This is a genomic window from Lentibacillus daqui (genome assembly GCF_027186265.1).
Lineage (GTDB): Bacteria > Bacillota > Bacilli > Bacillales > Amphibacillaceae > Lentibacillus_C > Lentibacillus_C daqui.
Genome location: NZ_CP114176.1, coordinates 2,982,018 through 3,000,343, shown reverse-complemented (window position 1 = coordinate 3,000,343; position 18,326 = coordinate 2,982,018). Strand labels below are relative to the sequence as shown.

Below are 18,326 nucleotides of genomic sequence, written 5' to 3'. Positions count from 1 at the left end.
TGATTGAAAATGGTTGATGCTTGCAAGCGGGTTATTGGTATATCCAGTGATCTCTATTTGCCATTTTTTGCATACCATGATAGATTCATGTGCTTGTTTATTTAAAATTCACCCTAACACGCCTCTGAAGCTGATTTCAGAGGCTTTTTTGTATTTGAAAAAAGGGGAGGTCGTTATTTTGCAGGATAAAGATTATATGGAATTTGCATTGCAACTTGCTAAAGCAGTAACCGGACAAACGAGCCCGAATCCGCCTGTTGGTGCGGTGGTGGTCAACGATGGAGCGATTGTTGGTTTTGGTGCCCATCTGAAAGCGGGTGAAGCCCATGCGGAAGTCCACGCACTGGATATGGCTGGGGAAAAAACAAACGGTGCGACGATTTATGTCACACTGGAGCCGTGCAGTCATACGGGCAAGACGCCGCCATGTGCAGATTACATTATTGAAAAAGGAATCAGCCGGACCGTTATTGCCGTGGCGGATCCAAATCAACAGGTTTCCGGCAGCGGGATTGAGAAACTGCGCCGGGCCGGAATAACTGTTGATGTTGGTGTATTACAAGCTGAAGCAGAGCAGGTGAATCAGGTGTTTTTTCATTATATAACTACGGGGATGCCCTATGTAACCTTAAAAACAGCCACGAGTTTAGATGGAAAAACCGCGACCGTCACTGGTAACAGTAAATGGATTACCGGGAAAGAAGCACGCCGGGATGGACACTTGTATCGGAATAATCATGATGCCATTCTTGTTGGTGTCAACACGGTATTGGCGGACAACCCGAGTCTTACCACAAGAATTGGCAATAATGGGAATAATCCCATCCGTATCATCTTGGACACGACATTAAAAACTCCTTTAGATGCCAATGTGGTTACCGATCAACAAGCAGAAACACTTATTTTTACCGGAAACGATGTAACCAGCGAGCGAATAGGACAATTTGCCAATCATGATCAAGTGACAGTCATTACGATGGAAAGTGAACAGGTACATATTGACGATGTACTGCGGTATTTGGGAGAAAGGCAAATCTCGTCTGTATTGGTGGAAGGTGGCGCTGCCGTTAATGGCTCATTTTTAACAGCAAAACGGATCAATCAATTCATTTTGTACATGGCGCCCCAGCTTATTGGCGGTGCAGATGCGCCAATATCATTTGCCGGGATGGGATTTGCAAGACTAAAAGATGCATTGCAGTTGGAAATTAAACAGGTTGAAACGATTGGTCAGGATATCAAAATTACTGCTGTTCCACGAAAGGATGATGACGATGTTTACCGGAATTGTTGAAGAAAAAGGCTGGATCAAGCGAATGGATCGTGTGACTGATCAGGCGGTTCAACTAACAATTGGGGCGGAAAAAGTGACGGCTAATATGCAGGTTGGTGATAGTATTGCCGTTAATGGCATTTGCCTGACTGTAACAAATTTTACCACTACTGATTTTCAAGTCGATGTGATGCCGGAAACGATCAAATCAACTTCGCTCAAACATCTTGAATCAGGATCACACGTTAATTTGGAGCGTTCCCTGCCAGCGAATGGCCGGATAGGCGGACATTTCGTTTCCGGACATGTGGATGGTACGGGAAAAATAATTGGAAAGCAACGACAAGCGAACGCAATTTACTATGATATTGCCATCCCAAAGGAATTCGAGACTTATGTACTTGTGAAAGGATCTATTGCTGTTGATGGCATTAGCTTAACCATTTTTGCGGTAGAAGATGGAGTAGTTACCTTATCATTGATTCCTCATACCGTCTCTGCAACGGTTTTGGGTAATAAAGAGCCGGGCGATCGTGTTAATTTGGAATTCGATATGCTGGCGAAATATGTACAAAACATATGGAATCAACAAATAAAGAAAGAGGGCGAGAAGCATGTTTCATTCCATTGATGAGGCAATTGCCGATTTAAAACAAGGGAAACCAATTATTGTTGTCGATGATGAAAACCGGGAGAATGAAGGCGATCTGGTTGCATTATCTGAAAAAGCCACACCGCAAATGATTAATTTTATGATTACCCATGCGAAAGGGCTCGTTTGTACAACGATGAGGGAAAATTTAGCGAAACAGCTGGGTCTTTCCATGATGGCGAAACAAAACACGGACCCGTTTGGTACTGCGTTTACCGTGAGCATTGACCATAAGGATACAAGAACAGGGATAAGCGCAGTAGAACGGTCACAAACGATTCAAGCATTACTGCATCCGGATGCAAGTGCTGCCGATTTCAAGCAACCTGGTCATGTTTTTCCACTGATTGCCAAGGAGGGTGGAGTGTTGGTGCGAACAGGGCATACCGAAGCATCTGTTGATTTGGCTGAACTGAGTGGAGCATTTCCATCGTGTGTGATTTGTGAGGTAATTAAAGAGGATGGAACGATGGCTCGTGTGCCAGACTTAATGAAGGTCTCTGAGCAACACCGATTAAAAATCATTACTATTGCTGATCTGATAACCTATCGAAAAAAACATGAAAAACATGTAAAACGGGAAGTTGAAGCGACACTTCCGACTGACTTTGGTGAATTTCGGGTGATTGGTTATTCGAACGATCTTGATGATAAAGAACATATCGCGTTGGTAAAAGGGGAAATTTCCGGCGATCAGCCAATCTTAACGCGAATCCATTCCGAATGTTTGACTGGCGATGTGTTCGGTTCCTTTCGCTGTGATTGCGGAAACCAGCTCCATGAAGCACTGGACAAAATCAATGAAGCAGGGCAAGGCGTTCTGGTTTATATGCGACAAGAAGGCCGGGGCATCGGTCTGCTTAATAAACTTCGGGCCTATAAACTGCAGGAAAATGGGATGGATACAGTGGAAGCGAATGAGCAGCTTGGATTCCCCCCCGATTTACGTGACTATGACGTAAGTGCACAAATATTACTGGATTTGGGTGTGCATCGGGTCGAGTTACTAACCAATAATCCGGAGAAGATGGGGTGTTTAGCGGCACATGGGGTTCAGGTAGAAGCAAGAATCCCGTTGCAAGCCGGCCGTCGTGTGGAAAATGAAAAATACATGCAGACAAAACAGGAAAAGATGGGTCACTTATTGGGCCTGCATGGATAAAAAAAGTGGCTCGATGCAGTATCAAACATATGTAGAAGGGATGAAACGAATGGGTAACACATACGAAGGAAGTCTGGTTGGTACGGAGTTAAAAGTTGGGATCGTGATTGCACGTTTTAACGAATTTATTACGGGTAATCTATTAGATGGAGCGATCGGCACGTTAAAGCGGCATGGCGTTTTGGAAGAAAACATGGATATTGCCTGGGTACCCGGTGCCTTTGAAATCCCGCTTGTTGCAAAAAAAATGGCAGATTCGAATTATTATGATACGGTCATTACTTTAGGAGCGGTCATCCGAGGGTCAACAGCCCATTTTGATTATGTTTGTAATGAAGCGGCTAAGGGAGTTGCAAATGTGTCATTGGAAACGGGCAAACCGATTATCTTTGGAATTTTAACTACGGACACGATTGAGCAAGCGATTGAACGTGCCGGGACCAAGGCTGGTAATAAAGGTGCAGATGCCGCTGTGGCAGCAATTGAGATGGCGAATCTTGTGGCGCAAATAGAAGGATAGTTTCTAAAGCGGGGTATCAAAACAGTTTAATCTAAATTATTTAAAATTAATTACTTTTTAGCAGGATTCTCCCATTTTATGTCGAACCTTGTAAGTAGAAATAAAATGAGGAGGATCGCTAACATGTATACCATCGATGAAGCATCCAGCATACTTGGTGTTCATCCCACTACATTAAGAAGGTGGGAAAAAGAGGGGAAGATAACATCCTCTCGAACCACCGGTGGCCATAGAAGATATGCTGTAGAAGACCTCAGTGCTATCAAGCATGATTTGAAACCACTTCAAGACAAAATTGTTATTGGGTATTGCCGTGTATCATCATCGAACCAAAAGGAAGAGTTAAAAAGGCAGGTCCATACCGTTTCGCAGTATTGTTCGGCAAATGGATATCAGTTTCGTATTATAAAAGATCTGGGAAGTGGTTTGAATGACGATAAGAAGGGGCTAAAGGAATTAATCCGGCTGGCGCAAAGCAATCAGGTGGAGAAAGTTGTCGTCAACTACAAGGATAGGTTACTACGTTTTGGGTATGAATTGTTGGAACAAATATGTGCCTTCCATCATGTGAAAATTGAAATCGTCAACCATACAGAGGATAAAACATATGAGCAGGAGTTAGTCGAGGATATGCTTTCCATTATTACTGTCTTCAGCAGCCGCTTGTATGGAAGCAGAAGTCACAAGCGAAAGAAACTGCAACAAGCGGTGAAACAGGTCATCGAGGACAACGGCCATGCTTACGTATAATAAAAAGGTACGGTTGGTGGTTACAAAAGAAAACAAGCAGTTACTCGATTCTCAATCCAGAATGTGCAACTGGCTGTACAATCAATTGCTGGACGCAGTGGAAGAAGATTATCACAATGAAAAAAGAAAAAACTGCTTTCCGGCAGAAACCTGAGGAATGAAGTACCGAAAATAAAAGGGGAAAACCCATTTTTGTTTAAAGTCCATTCCTCCCCATTGAAAAATACGGCATTACGGTTAAAAGATGCCTATGAACGATTTTTTGATCCAAAATTAATGAATGAGAAACCAAAATATCGTTCATGGAAAAAGAAGTGGTTTTCGCTATATTATGATGAACCAAAAAAAGGCTTTAAATTATTGGATACCAATCTGCTTTCCTTAAGTTTTGGCAAGTTAACAGATGAAGAATACAAGGAATTAAAGAAAAAAGATAAAAAGGCTAAGAAGACCATCAAAATCAAAGTTGGACTTGTGGAAGCGGTAGAACTAAGCGAAACGGAGAGAATCAAAACCCTTCGCATCACAAAGGATCTGGATTCGTATTATGCCATTTTTACAATAGAAGAGGCCAAGGAAATCCCCAAGGTGGAGGAACAATCGTTTATTGTATTTGATCCCAACCATAAGAATCTGGCGGTGGGATTAGGCAGTGATGGAAAATCATATGAATTGAAATCAATGAATGCACTGTTAAAGTATTGGGATAAACGAATCGATGAAATCAAATCAAAACGGGACAAATGTGAAAAATTTAATAAGCTGGTATGCACCCCAAACGTCACCTATTTTGAGCCGAGCAAACGTTGGAAGAGACTCAATCATGCTTTGGAAAAGGCGCAATTAAAACGTCGAGAACAAATGAAGACGTTGTTATTTAGCTATGCGCATTATTTTTCCAAGCGTTACGACGCCATTTACATTGGTGATTATACTCCGACTCCCGATGTGACAAAGTACGGGACGATGAGAAGGGCCATGTTAAATCAAACTCCAGTTGGACAGTTTCGCCGTATATTAAATTGGGTGCAAGCGAAAAGTGGCAAGCATTATCAAAAGATTGATGAACGTGACACAACCAAAACCTGTTGTGTCTGCGGTAATAAAGAGAAAAAAGATCCATCCATTCGCAACTTTACATGTGTAAACTGCGGTACAACGCTTTCTAGAGATATCAACAGTGCAGTTAATATCGGAAAGAAAGCTAAAAAGCGATTGCCTCGCGCAGGCTACATAGGTGTGGAATCCCCTATGTATACAGTGTGGTGGGATTTTAAACAGGCAAAGATTGCTTGTGGTTTGACCCCATCTGCTGGCCTCGGGAAGTAAATCCGAGGGGTGAAACAAACATTCTTCTTGGTAACAGAGAAGAGGTCTTTGATTAATTTTAGGCTTAATTTCGGTTAGGTTTAAATAGACAAAGGAGTGCGGATGCAGGCTAACTGTATCTTCGTTTTTATCACGCATTGACGGACTGTGTTCCTTCAGATCAGTTGGGAGAAACGGAAAGGAACCCCCCACTGAATGAAATTTCACTTTATGATAGAATAAAAAGTGTGACTATGCCAGCTTGCAGTTAGGGTGAAAATCAATGCTTACAATTGAAAATTTATATAAATCATTTGGTGAGAAAATATTATTTAATCATGTGTCCTGCTCGATAGCGGATCAGGATCGCATCGGTTTAATTGGTGTCAATGGTACAGGCAAATCCAGTTTTCTAAAAGTCATTGCCGGAATTGAATCAGCTGAAGAAGGAACCATTCATCATGGGAAAGACTATCAAATTGAATATTTGGCCCAAGAACCGGAATTGGATCCAAATTTAACGGTGCTGGAACAAATTTATTTCGGCGACTCCCAAGTGATGCAGGTGATGCGCGGATATGAGCGAGCATTACAGCAGTTGGAAAAAGATCCGGAAAATGTGAAGGCACAGGAAAATCTATTAACCATGCAACAGCAAATGGATCAGTTCGACGCTTGGGAGGCCAATACCCTGGCGGAAACGGTGTTAACCAAATTGGGGATTACGGCATTTGATCAATATATCGGTGAACTTTCCGGTGGACAAAAAAAGCGGGTCGCAATTGCCAAGGCGCTGATTCAGCCGGCAGATCTATTAATTCTGGATGAGCCGACCAACCATTTGGACAATGAAACGGTTGAATGGCTGGAGAAGTTTTTAGCGAGTTATCAAGGTGCATTATTGCTTGTTACGCACGACCGTTATTTTCTGAACCGGGTAACGAATCGTATTTTTGAATTGAATAAAGGTAATTTGTACACGTATGCCGGTAACTATGAATTATTTTTGGAAAAGAAAGCAGAACGGGAAGCATTGGAACACAGTCTGGAACAAAAACATCAGAATACACTCCGAAGAGAAATTGCCTGGCTAAAACGCGGAGCCAAAGCTCGTTCGACCAAGCAAAAAGCCCGGATTGATCGTGTCGAGGAAATGAAGGAAAAGACCTTTGATACGACTAAACAAGATGTCTCTTTCCAAGCGGGTTCAACCAGGTTGGGCAAAAAAGTCATGGAACTCGAGCATATCGGCAAGTCTTATGATGGTAAAACAGTGTTATCTGATTTTAATTACCTTGTTGTGCCTGGAGAGCGGCTGGGGATTATTGGCCCTAATGGCTCTGGAAAATCAACACTGCTGAATATCATGGCCGAACGGATTGCTCCTGATGAAGGAATCATCGAAATTGGTGAAACGGTCAATCTGGGCTATTATACACAGGGCGACGAAGAGCTTGATGATGGGATGCGGATGATTGACTACATCAAAGAAGTTGCAGAAGTAGTTCATACCAAAGATGGAGATGTCATTACCGCCGAGCAAATGCTGGAACGATTTTTGTTTTCCCGAAGTGAGCAATGGACCTATATTGGCAGACTGTCAGGCGGGGAAAAACGGCGGCTGTATTTATTAAAAGTATTAATGACCGAACCAAACGTATTATTGTTGGATGAACCGACGAACGATTTGGATACCCAAACATTAAGTGTACTGGAAGACTATTTGGAACAATTTCCTGGCGTTGTTATTACTGTTTCTCACGATCGCTACTTCCTGGATCGGGTGGTCGATCATTTATTGGTATTCAGCAGTAATGGAGTGGTTGCCCGCTACAATGGTAACTATACCGAATACTTGGAGCAAGCGGCTGAACAGGCAAATCAGGGGAATTCCAAGGAGTCAGTTACAGAGAAAAAAGAGAAAAAACCAGCGACCAAGAAGAAAAAATTGTCCTATATGGAAAAGCGCGAATGGGAAGGAATCGAGGATGAAATTGCTGCATTGGAAGCAAGACTGGCGGATTTAGAAAAACAAATTGCTGTGGCTGGAAGCGACCTCGAGCAGGTGCAAGAATTATATGAGGAGCAACAGCAGACTGAAGAACAACTAGCAGCAAAAATGGACCGCTGGGCGGAATTGTCTGAGTTGGTGGAGTAGATGCAAACGACCCCCTTTTAAATTGGTGCGAACGGTATGACTAATAGTGCGTGTTCAAAAAGGAGAATCTACCGAGGTTGGACAGGGCCTAATAATTAAATTATTACTATCCGGGGGATGAATAATGCAGATTCGTGAAATTGAAGAAAAAGACAATGAAACAATGGAGCAAATTATTAAACGTTCATTGGAATCATTTCAGTTAAATATTCCAGGAACAGCCTATTTTGACCCTCAACTAGGCTGTCTAGCTCAATTTTACAAGCAACAATCAAATGCAAAGTATTGGGTTGTGGTGAATAATCAAGATGAAGTAGTAGGTGGGGTGGGAATTACACCATTTGGACTTAAGACGGGGATTTGCGAGCTGCAAAAACTATACATTAAACCTGAAGCCCAGGGTATGGGGCTGTCGAGGGAGCTGATGAAAGTAGCACTCGATTTCGCCAAGGAACACTATACATGCTGTTACTTAGAAACATTGAAAAAGCTTAAAGTAGCTAATCTCCTTTACATTAAATTAGGTTTCCAACAACTTGAAAGACCACTGGACGGTTCAGAGCATAATGCTATGGATGCTTGGTATATAAAAGAATTATCGTAAAGGAATAATTTGCAATGAATAACGATTACAGTTATGTCTTTGTACGGCGTCTGTTTAAAGGGTGTTACATATGGTCATGCATGATATGTAGCATCCTTTATTTTTATGAATTGATTTAGGTCTGGATACCATAGATTTCTAAGCGTTTGTATTATTTATTCCGTTCAAAGTGGGACGCGGGGTCTGTCTGGTTTCATTTTCTCCTGGTTTCTTGTAAACTGGTGTAGTGATGAAATGGGGTGTAAGGGTGAAGAAGATTTTTAGTGATATTATTCAATTTCGCGGTACACATTATGGGTTTGGTTATAAACAAGGAACTTTACTAAAGGATTCGTTAACGATAAAAAATCGTGAGCGACAGTGGAAGATTAGACGGCCGCGGTTCACGATTGATATTGGGGAAACAAAGGAGGCAATACAAGCATTTGCTCCCGGTATTTGGGATGAACTGCTTGGACTCCGTGATGCATTGGAATGGGATCTCAAGGACACGCTTCAGGAATTTGGCGGCTACCGATTGGAATATGTGCGCAGTGGCTGTTCGATTTTTACCGGAAAAGATTTCTTGATTCGCAATTATGATTACCATCCAAAAACCTATGAAGGGCGGTTTATGGTATTCCAACCAGCTGATCAGGGATATGCGGTTATTGGTCCGTCCCAGCGAATTACCGGTCGAATGGATGGGATGAATGAAAAAGGGCTTGCTATGGGTTACAATTTTATGCATCGTAAAAAGCCTGGAGACGGATTTATTTGCAATATGATTGGCCGGATCATACTGGAAAGCTGTGCAACGGTGGATGATGCAGTTACAATGCTAAAGGAAATTCCCCACCGTCATTCGTTTAGTTATACCGTGTTGGATAAAAGCGGGGAAACGTATATTGTGGAGGCAACGCCAAGAAGTGTTGAGGTGCGCCAGTCAAATGTATGTACCAACCATTTTGAACTGTTAAAGGATGAAAACCGCTGTCATTTAACGGATTCATATCAACGCCTGGAGGCTATGCAATCGCAAGGACAGGAGATAACCGACGCCTATCAAGCGTTTCGTATGCTGAATGATACAGACAAAGGTGTGTTTTCCGATCAGTATAAAAATTGGTCAGGTACGATTCATACGTCCGGCTATTTACCTGCAGAACAAAAAGTATGGTTTGCTTTAGGTGGTGACCGGGAGCCGGTAGTATTTGATTTTGCAACATGGCTCAAGGGGGACGATTTTATGACGAAACGTGTATTAGGTGAAGTTGATACGGACTTGCCATTTGTGCATATGGATAAGGCTGTCCGTTAATCAATGAAAAGCAGGGGCGGACAAACATGGATCGCGACCACAATGCAAGTCTGAATATGTTGCGTAAAGGGCTTGGGACAGCTGGACAAGATGGTAAGGTGGGGTCATTCACAATCTAATAAAGCAGGGAAGATTAGCATTTATAAATTTGTCACCTCGGTGTCTGGCACGATTTTGTCAGCATTCTTTATTCTTGGGGAGCATCTGACTGTGTCTATCATCGGCGCGTCGGCATTGGTTGCAGTCGGAATTATTGCGATTAATTCCCGAACCAGGCAGCCACAGCGAATGAAGGAAGGGATAGTTGATAGGAATGGGGATCAAGCTTTTCGATATACTTCTTTTATATGCCAATAAAAAATAGTATAATAGTGCGTGTTCAAAAAGGAGGATAAAAAGGACCGAGAAGTTCTAGGCGGCGTAGCTTTGAGCACCGGAGTGTACATAAAAGGTACATGAGGAGCGGAAAAGCAAGCCAACGAGCTTCTTCAAAGGAAGGCCGACTAAAAACGGGCTTTGCGCTCAGGCGTCGGCATACCTCTTTTGCAGGGGCATGTCATTTTTACCGGACTTTTTGAACATCCTCTAATAAAGAGCGTGCACAGAAGGGTGGCTTCAAAACTTTGTTTGGTCTGGAAATTACCTCGGAATCGATCATGATCCTATTAAAAATTATCGCAATTGATATCATACTTTCAGGAGATAACGCAATCGTCATTGCCATGGCCACCAGGAGATTGCCAAAAGATAAGCAAAACAAAGCCATTATTATGGGGACTGTTGGGGCAGTCGTACTACGGATTGTGTTTGCGGTTGTGATTGTCTATTTATTGCAAGTCCCACTTGTCCATTTTATTGGTGGACTGTTGCTTTTGTGGATTGCCTATAATGTTATTGCCGATGATGACGAAAAAACGAATGTTGCATCGGCAAACAGTTTGGGAAAAGCAGTGTTGACCATTATTGTTGCCGATGCGATCATGAGTCTTGATAATGTGGTGGCAATTGCCGGTGCTGCGCGGGGACACCTTGGCTTGCTTGCCCTTGGCGTTGCAGTCAGTATTCCAATCATGATTTTCGGCTCCAAAATCATTGTACGTGTCATGGAGCGATTCAAGTGGATTGCCTACGTTGGTACGGCAATTCTCGCGTGGACAGCTGGGGAGATGATTACAGAGGACGATCTGGTGGTGGATGCCCTTCATTTGGAACACGGGCCATTCACGTATGCCATCATGGTGATTTTGACGCTTGCCGTATTATTATCGGGGTTCATACATAATCAAAGGAGAAAATCATAAGTTGTCACGGAAGGCTTCCTTCGTAAAATTCGGGAGCCTTGTTCTTATTTATATTTTTTCTATGGTTAAGCTAATAAAAACATGGTACAATACGTTTACTTTCCGTAAAATAACATATATTAAGTTTAACAAGGCTGATAGGAAGGGAAAGTAATTTATGAATGAACGGATAAAGTAAACCCGGGATTCATCTACTTCATTCATCCAAACTAACGATTATGGACTTTATACTATTATTTGGGAGGTTGCAGAATTGAAGCTTTTTCAGGTAAGAAAGGGACAATTTGTTTTCTACAAAAATGAATTGCACAAGGTTTATTCAGTCAAACCGATGTTTAAGAAATCTGTCCACTTATATCGGTTAAAGGATATGCAGCAAATCTTGACCAGTGCCAACCAGATTCATCTTTACCGACCGAAACATATGGATTCATTTATTTTCTATGGTCATCGTTATACGATTGATAAAGACAAAATGCCGGAAAAAGGAGATTATATACTTATTACGAAGCCTGCTCCTGACTTTCTCGATCACTACTCCCTGAATGCAATTGAAAAAGTGGATACGATCGAGGACGGTAATGTGGTGACAACAAGGGATAATGGTGTCAAACATAGTGAGTATGTGACATTGGTGCAGGGGAAATTAGAAGGCAGTCAGGATATTGCGTACTATGACCTTAATCTGGTTTCCGAAGATCAATTAAAAGCGGATGAGTCCCCGGCATTGTTACAGGCAGACGATATTCCATTGAAGCCGGTGGTTGGTGATATTTACTTAGATATAGAAACTGGTATGAAAGCAATGATTGTTGCCATGACTGATAATGAAGTGATTTTTGGGCATGGTGCACATCTGCTTGCCGGTGATCTGATTGACGAAGATCGCTATAAGTTGATTTATCGGGTTGAAGAAGATTTATAATTGGCGATTCTTAAAAAAACGAAAGCTCCCACGAATTGGGGGCTTTTGTTTTTTTATGGAGTTGTTACGAAACATGAAACCAACTATGGGGTGGAATGCTCCATATTTTATGTGAAATTATTTATATGGCCACCACCATAAGCGACAATATAAAATTATTATCACGTTGAACCATCATAAATCATTCCATCTGCGCCAATGCCTTATAACCAACCGTATTAATTGGATCTTTCGGTGACGCATAAGGTGGTGCATAGGCTAGCTCCAATTCAGTTAAATCAGCAACGGTAAGCCTGCCGTTGATTGCGGTTGCCATTACTGCCAAGCGTTTGTCGACCCCTTTCTTGCCGATAACCTGACCACCTAATAATTGACCATTTTCGGGGTCAAACAGAATTTTTAGCGATATTTTCTCCGCACCAGGAAAATAACCGGCGTTTGACAGTGCACCCTGGGTGACGGTTTGAAAAGCAATCCCCGCATCCTGCAAACTTTCACTCGTATTACCGGTACTGCCAACCGTTAAATCAAATACCCTCAGAATGGCGGAGCCGACTGTTCCTTGATAGGGGACTTTTTGACCATAGAGATGATTGGCGATAATAAATGCCTGCCGATGCGCCGGGGAAGCAAGTGCTACATTACGCGGCTGTTTGGTTAGAAAATCCCGTGTCTCGACGACATCACCGAGTGCATAAATTTTTGGATCCGATGTTTGCATCACGTCATTCACTGCAATGGCCCCTGTTTCACCAAGTTCCAGTCCAGCATTTTCAGCCAGCTCGATATTCGGTTTAATCCCTACGGAGAGCAGTGTCATGTCCGTACTTAACGTATCGCCATTGTCCAAATGTAATGTTTTTCCATCACTTGTAAAAGATTCAGCGGATTGTTTTAGTTTTAGTTCAATCCCGTGTTCGCGGACGTGGCGATGCACCAAACCCGCCATATCCTCATCCAGAATATGTAATAGATGGTTTGACCGGTCAACAATCGTACAGTCGATCCCGCGTGCTGTTAAGTTTTCAACCATTTCCAACCCGACAAAACCGCCGCCGACGATCACACAGGTTTGCGGATTCTGTTGCTGAATATAAGCGTTTATCCTATCCATATCCGGTATTGTCCGCAATGTAAATGTATTGTCACGATTTATTCCATCAATAGGCGGGACGATAGCAGAGGCTCCTGGGGAAAGAATAAGTATATCATAAGAAACCTCTCCGATAGCAGATTCATGCTGATAGGCAACGGTTTGGTTATCCCGGTCGATGTTGGTTACCATCGTATGCAGTTGTACATCGACCTTATATTTTTTGGCAAACTTTTCAGCATCAGTTAAAATTGCGTCCCGTTCGTGAATGACCCCACCGAGATAATATGGCATCCCACAATTGGAAAACGCGATATGTCCATTCTGTTCCAACAGGGTAATTTCTGCTTCCTGATTTAGTCGGCGAATTTGTGAGGCAACAGTTGACCCGCCGCCAACTCCACCAACTATAACAATTTTTTGTTTCAACACATACACTTCCTTTGCATGATCTACTTGTAGAATACCCTGGTATGAGGAAAGTTAAGCAAAACAAAAACAGATGCTGAGTCGACATCTGTTTTTGTTTTGCGTCGATTAGATAATTCCCAGAGTGCTCGCAAACACAATAATAATCGTAATCGGTACAAGCCAGCGCATGATTTGGAACCACGCCTGATAAAGACCTGGGGACAATTCCTTGCCATAATTAAATTCCTGTTTGACCAAGCCCCTGTCCATTTTATACGTTACAAAAATCGCAATTAAGAAACAGCCAATCGGCAGCATGATGTTGCTTACAAGAAAATCAGAAGCATCAAATACGGTTAAACCGAATATTTTAAAATTCGCCAAGGTGCTGGACGACAATGCTGCAGGGATTCCAGCGATAAACACGATAAATCCGGAAATCCAGGCCACTTTTGTCCGTGAACGATTATTGTTTGCTGTAAAAGCAGATGTAATAATCTCCAACATACTAAACGATGACGTCAAAACGGCAAATAGGAATAGGAACAGAAACAGGCATAGAAAGACTTCCCCAAACGGCATCTGGGCAAATGCTTCCGGCAATACCATAAACAATAATCCCGGACCTTCTGTTGGCTCCAGACCAGTGGCAAAGACGATTGGAAAGATCGCCAGTCCCGCTAGTAATGAAACAAAAATATTCATAATCGCGACTGTACCCGCAGAAACAGGCAGACTAACATCTTTTTTCAAATAAGAGCTATACGTGATCATCATCGAAAGACCAACGGCCAATGAAAAGAACGACTGTCCAAGCGCGTAAAGGACACTCTCCTTATTGAGACTGGAGAAATCAGGTTTTAGGAAAAAGGACAAGCCTTCCACCGCTCCTGAAAAGGTCACAGCGCGGATCACAATGATAATAAAAAAGATAAATAATAATGGCATTAATACTTTACTTGCTTTTTCAATCCCGTTTTTAATACCAAACGAGATGACGAGGATATTTAAAATAACAAAGATGCCGTGTCCAATAATAGTAATAGCGGGATTCCCGGTTATCGTGGCGAACAGTTCCTGATAATTCGCTCCATCAGTAATAATCATACCAGGGATGGACATCACACAGTAAATGAGGACCCAGCCACCAACAACACTATAAAAGGACATCAGAACAAATCCACCAATAACCCCAAATTTTCCCGTATGTGCGAACATGCTATTTGGTGTAAGCTTCCGGTAGGCGCTAACCGCTTCCTTTTGCGCACCCCTGCCAATGATAAATTCGGCAATAAGTAATGGGAGACCAAGAATAATAGTGAACGCGACAAATAAGAGAAAGAAAGCTGCACCACCATGTACCCCCGTCATGTACGGGAACTTCCAAATAGCACCCAGGCCAATTGCTGCTCCAGCCGATGACAAAATAAAGCCAATCCTAGACGACCATTGATCTGTTTTGTTTTTCATACGTTGGCCTCCAAATATAAAATTGTTTATTCATTAAAATTACCATTAGTTGTTGGTGGGTGCAAGAGGGAAAATCGCGGGTGTAATTATATCATGCAGGTTGATATCCGAGGCTTTGCGGTTGATAGTTTGCAATGAATGGTTGATACTCGCGAGTTTACGGTTGATAATTTATCATGCAGGTTGATACCCGGGAGTTTACGGTTGATAGTTTACCATATAGGTTGATATTTTCGAAGTTACGGTTGATATCTCGCAATACAGGTCGATATCACAAACTAAAAACAGATGCCAGTGCGACACCTGTTTTTAGTTGGCTCTATTAAATAATCCCCAACGAGCTGGCAAATACAATAATAATCGTAATCGGAACGAGCCAGCGCATGATCTGAAACCATGTCTGATAAAGACCTAATGAAAATTCCTTGCCATAATTAAATTCTTGCCTAACCAATATTCGATCCATTTAAATGTGATAAAAATCGCAATGAACAAACAGCCGAGTGGCATTAAAATGTTACTAACAAGAAAATCAGATGCATCAAATGCCGTTAAGCCGAATATTTTAACGTTTGCCATTGTATTGGATGACAGTGCTGCTGGAATGCCGGCGAGAAATACAAGAAATCCGGCAATCCAGGCAACTTTTACCCGGGATCTCTTTTTATTTGCTGTAAAGGCTGATGTAATGATTTCCAACATACTAAAGGATGATGTTAGTATGGCAAATAAGAATAGAAACAGGAACAAGCACAAGAATAGCTCACCGAATGGCATCTGTGCAAATGCTTCCGGCAATACCATGAATAATAATCCCGGTCCTTCTGTTGGTTCCAGTCCAAAGGCAAAGACGATCGGAAAAATCGCCAAACCTGCCAATAACGACACAAAAATATTCATCATCGATACAGTACCGGCCGAAACGGGCAAGCTGATATCCTTTTTCAGGTAAGAACTATAGGTCACCATCACAGAGACGCCGACCGCCAGTGAAAAGAATGACTGCCCAAGCGCATAAAGCACACTTTCGGCATTTAGACTGGAGAAATCCGGTTTTAGGAAGAATGCCAACCCTTCCGATGCACCAGGAAATGTTACAGCACGCAACACAATGATTATAAAAAAGATAAATAATAATGGCATTAATATCTTACTTGCTCTTTCAATGCCGTTTTGAATGCCGAATGATACGACAATAATGTTTAAAATGATAAAGATGCCATGTGCAATAATGGTAATAACAGGGTTTCCAGTTATTGTGGCAAACAGTTCTTGATAATTCGCTCCATCGGTAATAATCATGCCAGGAATGGACATCACGCTATAAACAAGCACCCAGCCACCGACAACACTATAAAACGACATCAGGATAAAGGAACTAACAACGCCCCACTTTCCAATATGGGAAAAAATACTATTGGGGGCAAGCTTTTGATAGGCACTAACCGCTTCCTTTTGCGCACCTCTGCCAATGATGAATTCGGCAATTAATAATGGGAGACCAATAATAATGGTGAATGCGATGAATAAGAGAAAGAAGGCACCGCCACCATTCATTCCCGTCATATATGGGAATTTCCAAATGGCACCCAGGCCAATCGCAGCACCAGCTGATGATAAAATAAAGCCGATTCTCGATGACCACTGATCTGTTTTGTTTTGCATAAATTGGCCTCCAAAAAATGATAAGTTTACTAATAAAAGTTACCATTAGTGCTGGTAGAGTGCAAGAGGAAGACAAGGCGATTAGCGACAAGGCAATTTTATCTGGCCGGTTAAGCTCTGTTTGATTTGCGGTAACTGATTGATTCTGAAGGTTTGTTTAACATTGATTATTTTAAACAACCGGATACTTTGTATTGAATTGATTTAATCCAAAAATTGCTGGTGGTGTGGTATTTATACAAAAAACAGATTGCGTCCGATGCCAGATTAAAAATAATATCGAGGGAACCAAAGTGAAAAAATAATCCCTCAGCGCCTGTCAAACGCATGCGAGGGGTTATTTTTTATGCGGAAGGTTCAATTTATATTGCGGGATTTCAAGAAGGCCTCAAACAGTGGAAAACCTTTTTAAAACAAGATGGCTATCTAGTCTGTAGTGAAATTTCTTGGTTGCATATGAACCCATCCAAAGAAAGCAAAGAATTTTGGGAGCAAGGATATCCAGAAATCAATACCATTCCCAAAAAAGTGAACCAAATCATCAATCTGCCTATCTCTTTTCATTTGTTTTACCCAGGGAAGATTGGACAAGCGAATATTACAATCCACTTGATAGTAATCTCAAAAAAATGGAACACAAGTATCATCGTACTCCTGCTGCTTTGGATGTAGTGAACATGATTAAACAAGAAATAAATCTTTATTATGAACATTCCCATGACTTCGGTTATGTGTTCTACGGTATGAAAAAAATTAATACATGTACTTGAATGTATAGGTTTATTTATATAAAGAAGACAGCAAATGAAAAAGTAACTTACCCAGTTTGCTTCACAGGCAGCCAGGTAGTTACTCTTTCTGTTCGGACAATATCAACAATCAAAGATGCTCAAAGCTCCGTCCGTATCTCCCACAACTCCGGAAAGAAATAATGCTCCAATACTTTTTTCAAATATCCCACACCGGATGATCCGCCGGTGCCTTTTTTATGCCCGATAATTCGTTCGACTGTTTTCATATGACGGAAGCGCCATTGCTGGAAGGAATCTTCTATATCTACGAGTTTTTCGGCCAGCTGGTATAAGTCCCAATGGGTATCGACATCCTGATAAACTTGTAACCAGGCCTTTTTGACCGATTCATCTTTTTGATACATCTTTGTAACATCTCGATTTAATACTGCATCATGGATCGCAAAACCGTTTCGGGCGAGGGCGCGAATGGCTACATCGTACAGTCCCGGCGCTTCATATGCTTCCTGTAATGTGGCGTGAATTTCCGGATCCTTTTGATAGATTTTTAGAATAAATGGTGTTTTATAACCAAGTACAAACTCGACCAGCCGGTATTGATAGGATTGAAATCCGGATGCGTTGCCTAATTTATCGCGAAACTCCATATATTCTGCTGGGGTCAAAGTGGACAGCACATCCCAGGCTTGAATGATTTGTGTCTGGACTCTGGAAACACGGGCAAGCATTTTGAAGGAAGCCTGTAATTCATCCGCTTCAATCGCTGCGATGGCCGCCTTTGTTTCGTGAATAATCAGTTTCAGCCATAATTCAGAGACATGATGAATAATAATAAACAGCATTTCATCATGATGTTCCGTTAATCGTTTCTGGCTGGACAATAATCGATCCAGCTGTAAATAATCGCCGTACGTCATTTTTTCCCGAAAATCGGTATGAATGCCTGTTTCCGATGAAAAGGTTTCTCCGGACTTTGTCATCA

Annotated in this window: 17 protein-coding genes and 1 pseudogene; 14 read left to right on the top strand and 4 right to left on the bottom strand. The window is 42.0% G+C overall.

The genetic code is table 11. From position 1 onward, the window contains the following. The first annotated feature begins 178 nt into the window (after positions 1 to 178). The 13 genes from ribD to O2S85_RS15095 all read left to right on the top strand — a co-directional run bounded on the left by ribD (position 179) and on the right by O2S85_RS15095 (position 11,953). Positions 179 to 1,294 (top strand): bifunctional diaminohydroxyphosphoribosylaminopyrimidine deaminase/5-amino-6-(5-phosphoribosylamino)uracil reductase RibD, encoded by a 1,116-nt coding sequence (gene ribD / locus O2S85_RS15155; RefSeq protein ID WP_269410144.1) that lies wholly within the window; start codon positions 179 to 181, stop codon positions 1,292 to 1,294. Further along, a complete protein-coding gene (gene ribE / locus O2S85_RS15150; protein ID WP_367747483.1) occupies positions 1,275 to 1,904 on the top strand; it encodes a riboflavin synthase in 630 nt (209 codons plus the stop codon). Before ribD ends, ribE begins: the two co-directional genes overlap by 20 nt. Continuing rightward, positions 1,888 to 3,087: a bifunctional 3,4-dihydroxy-2-butanone-4-phosphate synthase/GTP cyclohydrolase II gene (locus tag O2S85_RS15145; protein WP_269410143.1), complete on the top strand. Its 1,200-nt coding sequence runs from the start codon at positions 1,888 to 1,890 to the stop codon at positions 3,085 to 3,087. Before ribE ends, O2S85_RS15145 begins: the two co-directional genes overlap by 17 nt. 49 nt (positions 3,088 to 3,136) lie before the next feature. Beyond that, positions 3,137 to 3,607, top strand: coding sequence for a 6,7-dimethyl-8-ribityllumazine synthase (gene ribH, locus O2S85_RS15140; RefSeq protein ID WP_269412603.1), 471 nt, complete (start codon positions 3,137 to 3,139; stop codon positions 3,605 to 3,607). Between the two features lie 123 nt (positions 3,608 to 3,730). Then, complete coding sequence (locus O2S85_RS15135; protein ID WP_269410142.1) at positions 3,731 to 4,357, top strand: IS607 family transposase; 627 nt, start codon at positions 3,731 to 3,733, stop codon at positions 4,355 to 4,357. Continuing rightward, the gene (locus tag O2S85_RS15130; protein ID WP_269410141.1) at positions 4,344 to 4,511 is read left to right on the top strand and encodes a helix-turn-helix domain-containing protein; all 168 of its coding nucleotides are present in this window, start codon (positions 4,344 to 4,346) and stop codon (positions 4,509 to 4,511) included. Before O2S85_RS15135 ends, O2S85_RS15130 begins: the two co-directional genes overlap by 14 nt. Before the next feature lie 38 nt (positions 4,512 to 4,549). Beyond that, positions 4,550 to 5,686 (top strand): RNA-guided endonuclease InsQ/TnpB family protein, encoded by a 1,137-nt coding sequence (locus tag O2S85_RS15125; protein ID WP_269410140.1) that lies wholly within the window; start codon positions 4,550 to 4,552, stop codon positions 5,684 to 5,686. A gap of 262 nt (positions 5,687 to 5,948) precedes the next feature. After that, the gene (locus tag O2S85_RS15120; protein ID WP_269410139.1) at positions 5,949 to 7,823 is read left to right on the top strand and encodes an ABC-F family ATP-binding cassette domain-containing protein; all 1,875 of its coding nucleotides are present in this window, start codon (positions 5,949 to 5,951) and stop codon (positions 7,821 to 7,823) included. Positions 7,824 to 7,947: 124 nt separating this feature from the next. Further along, the gene (locus tag O2S85_RS15115) at positions 7,948 to 8,427 is read left to right on the top strand and encodes a GNAT family N-acetyltransferase (RefSeq protein WP_269410138.1); all 480 of its coding nucleotides are present in this window, start codon (positions 7,948 to 7,950) and stop codon (positions 8,425 to 8,427) included. A 247-nt stretch (positions 8,428 to 8,674) separates the two neighbouring features. Beyond that, positions 8,675 to 9,727, top strand: coding sequence for a C45 family autoproteolytic acyltransferase/hydrolase (locus O2S85_RS15110; RefSeq protein WP_269410137.1), 1,053 nt, complete (start codon positions 8,675 to 8,677; stop codon positions 9,725 to 9,727). A 90-nt stretch (positions 9,728 to 9,817) separates the two neighbouring features. Further along, positions 9,818 to 10,084, top strand: a complete 267-nt coding sequence (locus O2S85_RS15105) for a hypothetical protein (RefSeq protein WP_269410136.1) — start codon at positions 9,818 to 9,820, stop codon at positions 10,082 to 10,084. A 299-nt stretch (positions 10,085 to 10,383) separates the two neighbouring features. After that, entirely contained in the window at positions 10,384 to 11,028 is a 645-nt protein-coding gene (locus tag O2S85_RS15100) for a TerC family protein (RefSeq protein ID WP_269410135.1), read from the top strand. A gap of 253 nt (positions 11,029 to 11,281) precedes the next feature. Then, positions 11,282 to 11,953: a hypothetical protein gene (locus tag O2S85_RS15095; protein WP_269410134.1), complete on the top strand. Its 672-nt coding sequence runs from the start codon at positions 11,282 to 11,284 to the stop codon at positions 11,951 to 11,953. A 181-nt stretch (positions 11,954 to 12,134) separates the two neighbouring features. Here the strand turns inward: O2S85_RS15095 and O2S85_RS15090 are convergent, their stop codons facing one another. From O2S85_RS15090 to O2S85_RS15080, 3 genes and pseudogenes are all read right to left on the bottom strand, one after another. After that, complete coding sequence (locus O2S85_RS15090) at positions 12,135 to 13,478, bottom strand: CoA-disulfide reductase (protein WP_269410133.1); 1,344 nt, start codon at positions 13,476 to 13,478, stop codon at positions 12,135 to 12,137. Between the two features lie 105 nt (positions 13,479 to 13,583). Further along, entirely contained in the window at positions 13,584 to 14,927 is a 1,344-nt protein-coding gene (locus O2S85_RS15085) for a sodium-dependent transporter (RefSeq protein WP_269410132.1), read from the bottom strand. Between the two features lie 322 nt (positions 14,928 to 15,249). Continuing rightward, positions 15,250 to 16,592: pseudogene (locus tag O2S85_RS15080) on the bottom strand (sodium-dependent transporter). Positions 16,593 to 16,919: 327 nt separating this feature from the next. Between O2S85_RS15080 and O2S85_RS15075 the strand changes: the two are divergent. Next, on the top strand, positions 16,920 to 17,264 hold the full coding sequence (locus O2S85_RS15075; protein WP_269410131.1) for a hypothetical protein: 345 nt from the start codon (positions 16,920 to 16,922) through the stop codon (positions 17,262 to 17,264). 217 nt (positions 17,265 to 17,481) lie between these two features. Here the strand turns inward: O2S85_RS15075 and kynA are convergent, their stop codons facing one another. Further along, positions 17,482 to 18,324, bottom strand: coding sequence for a tryptophan 2,3-dioxygenase (gene kynA, locus O2S85_RS15070; protein WP_269410130.1), 843 nt, complete (start codon positions 18,322 to 18,324; stop codon positions 17,482 to 17,484). Positions 18,325 to 18,326: the final 2 nt, after the last annotated feature.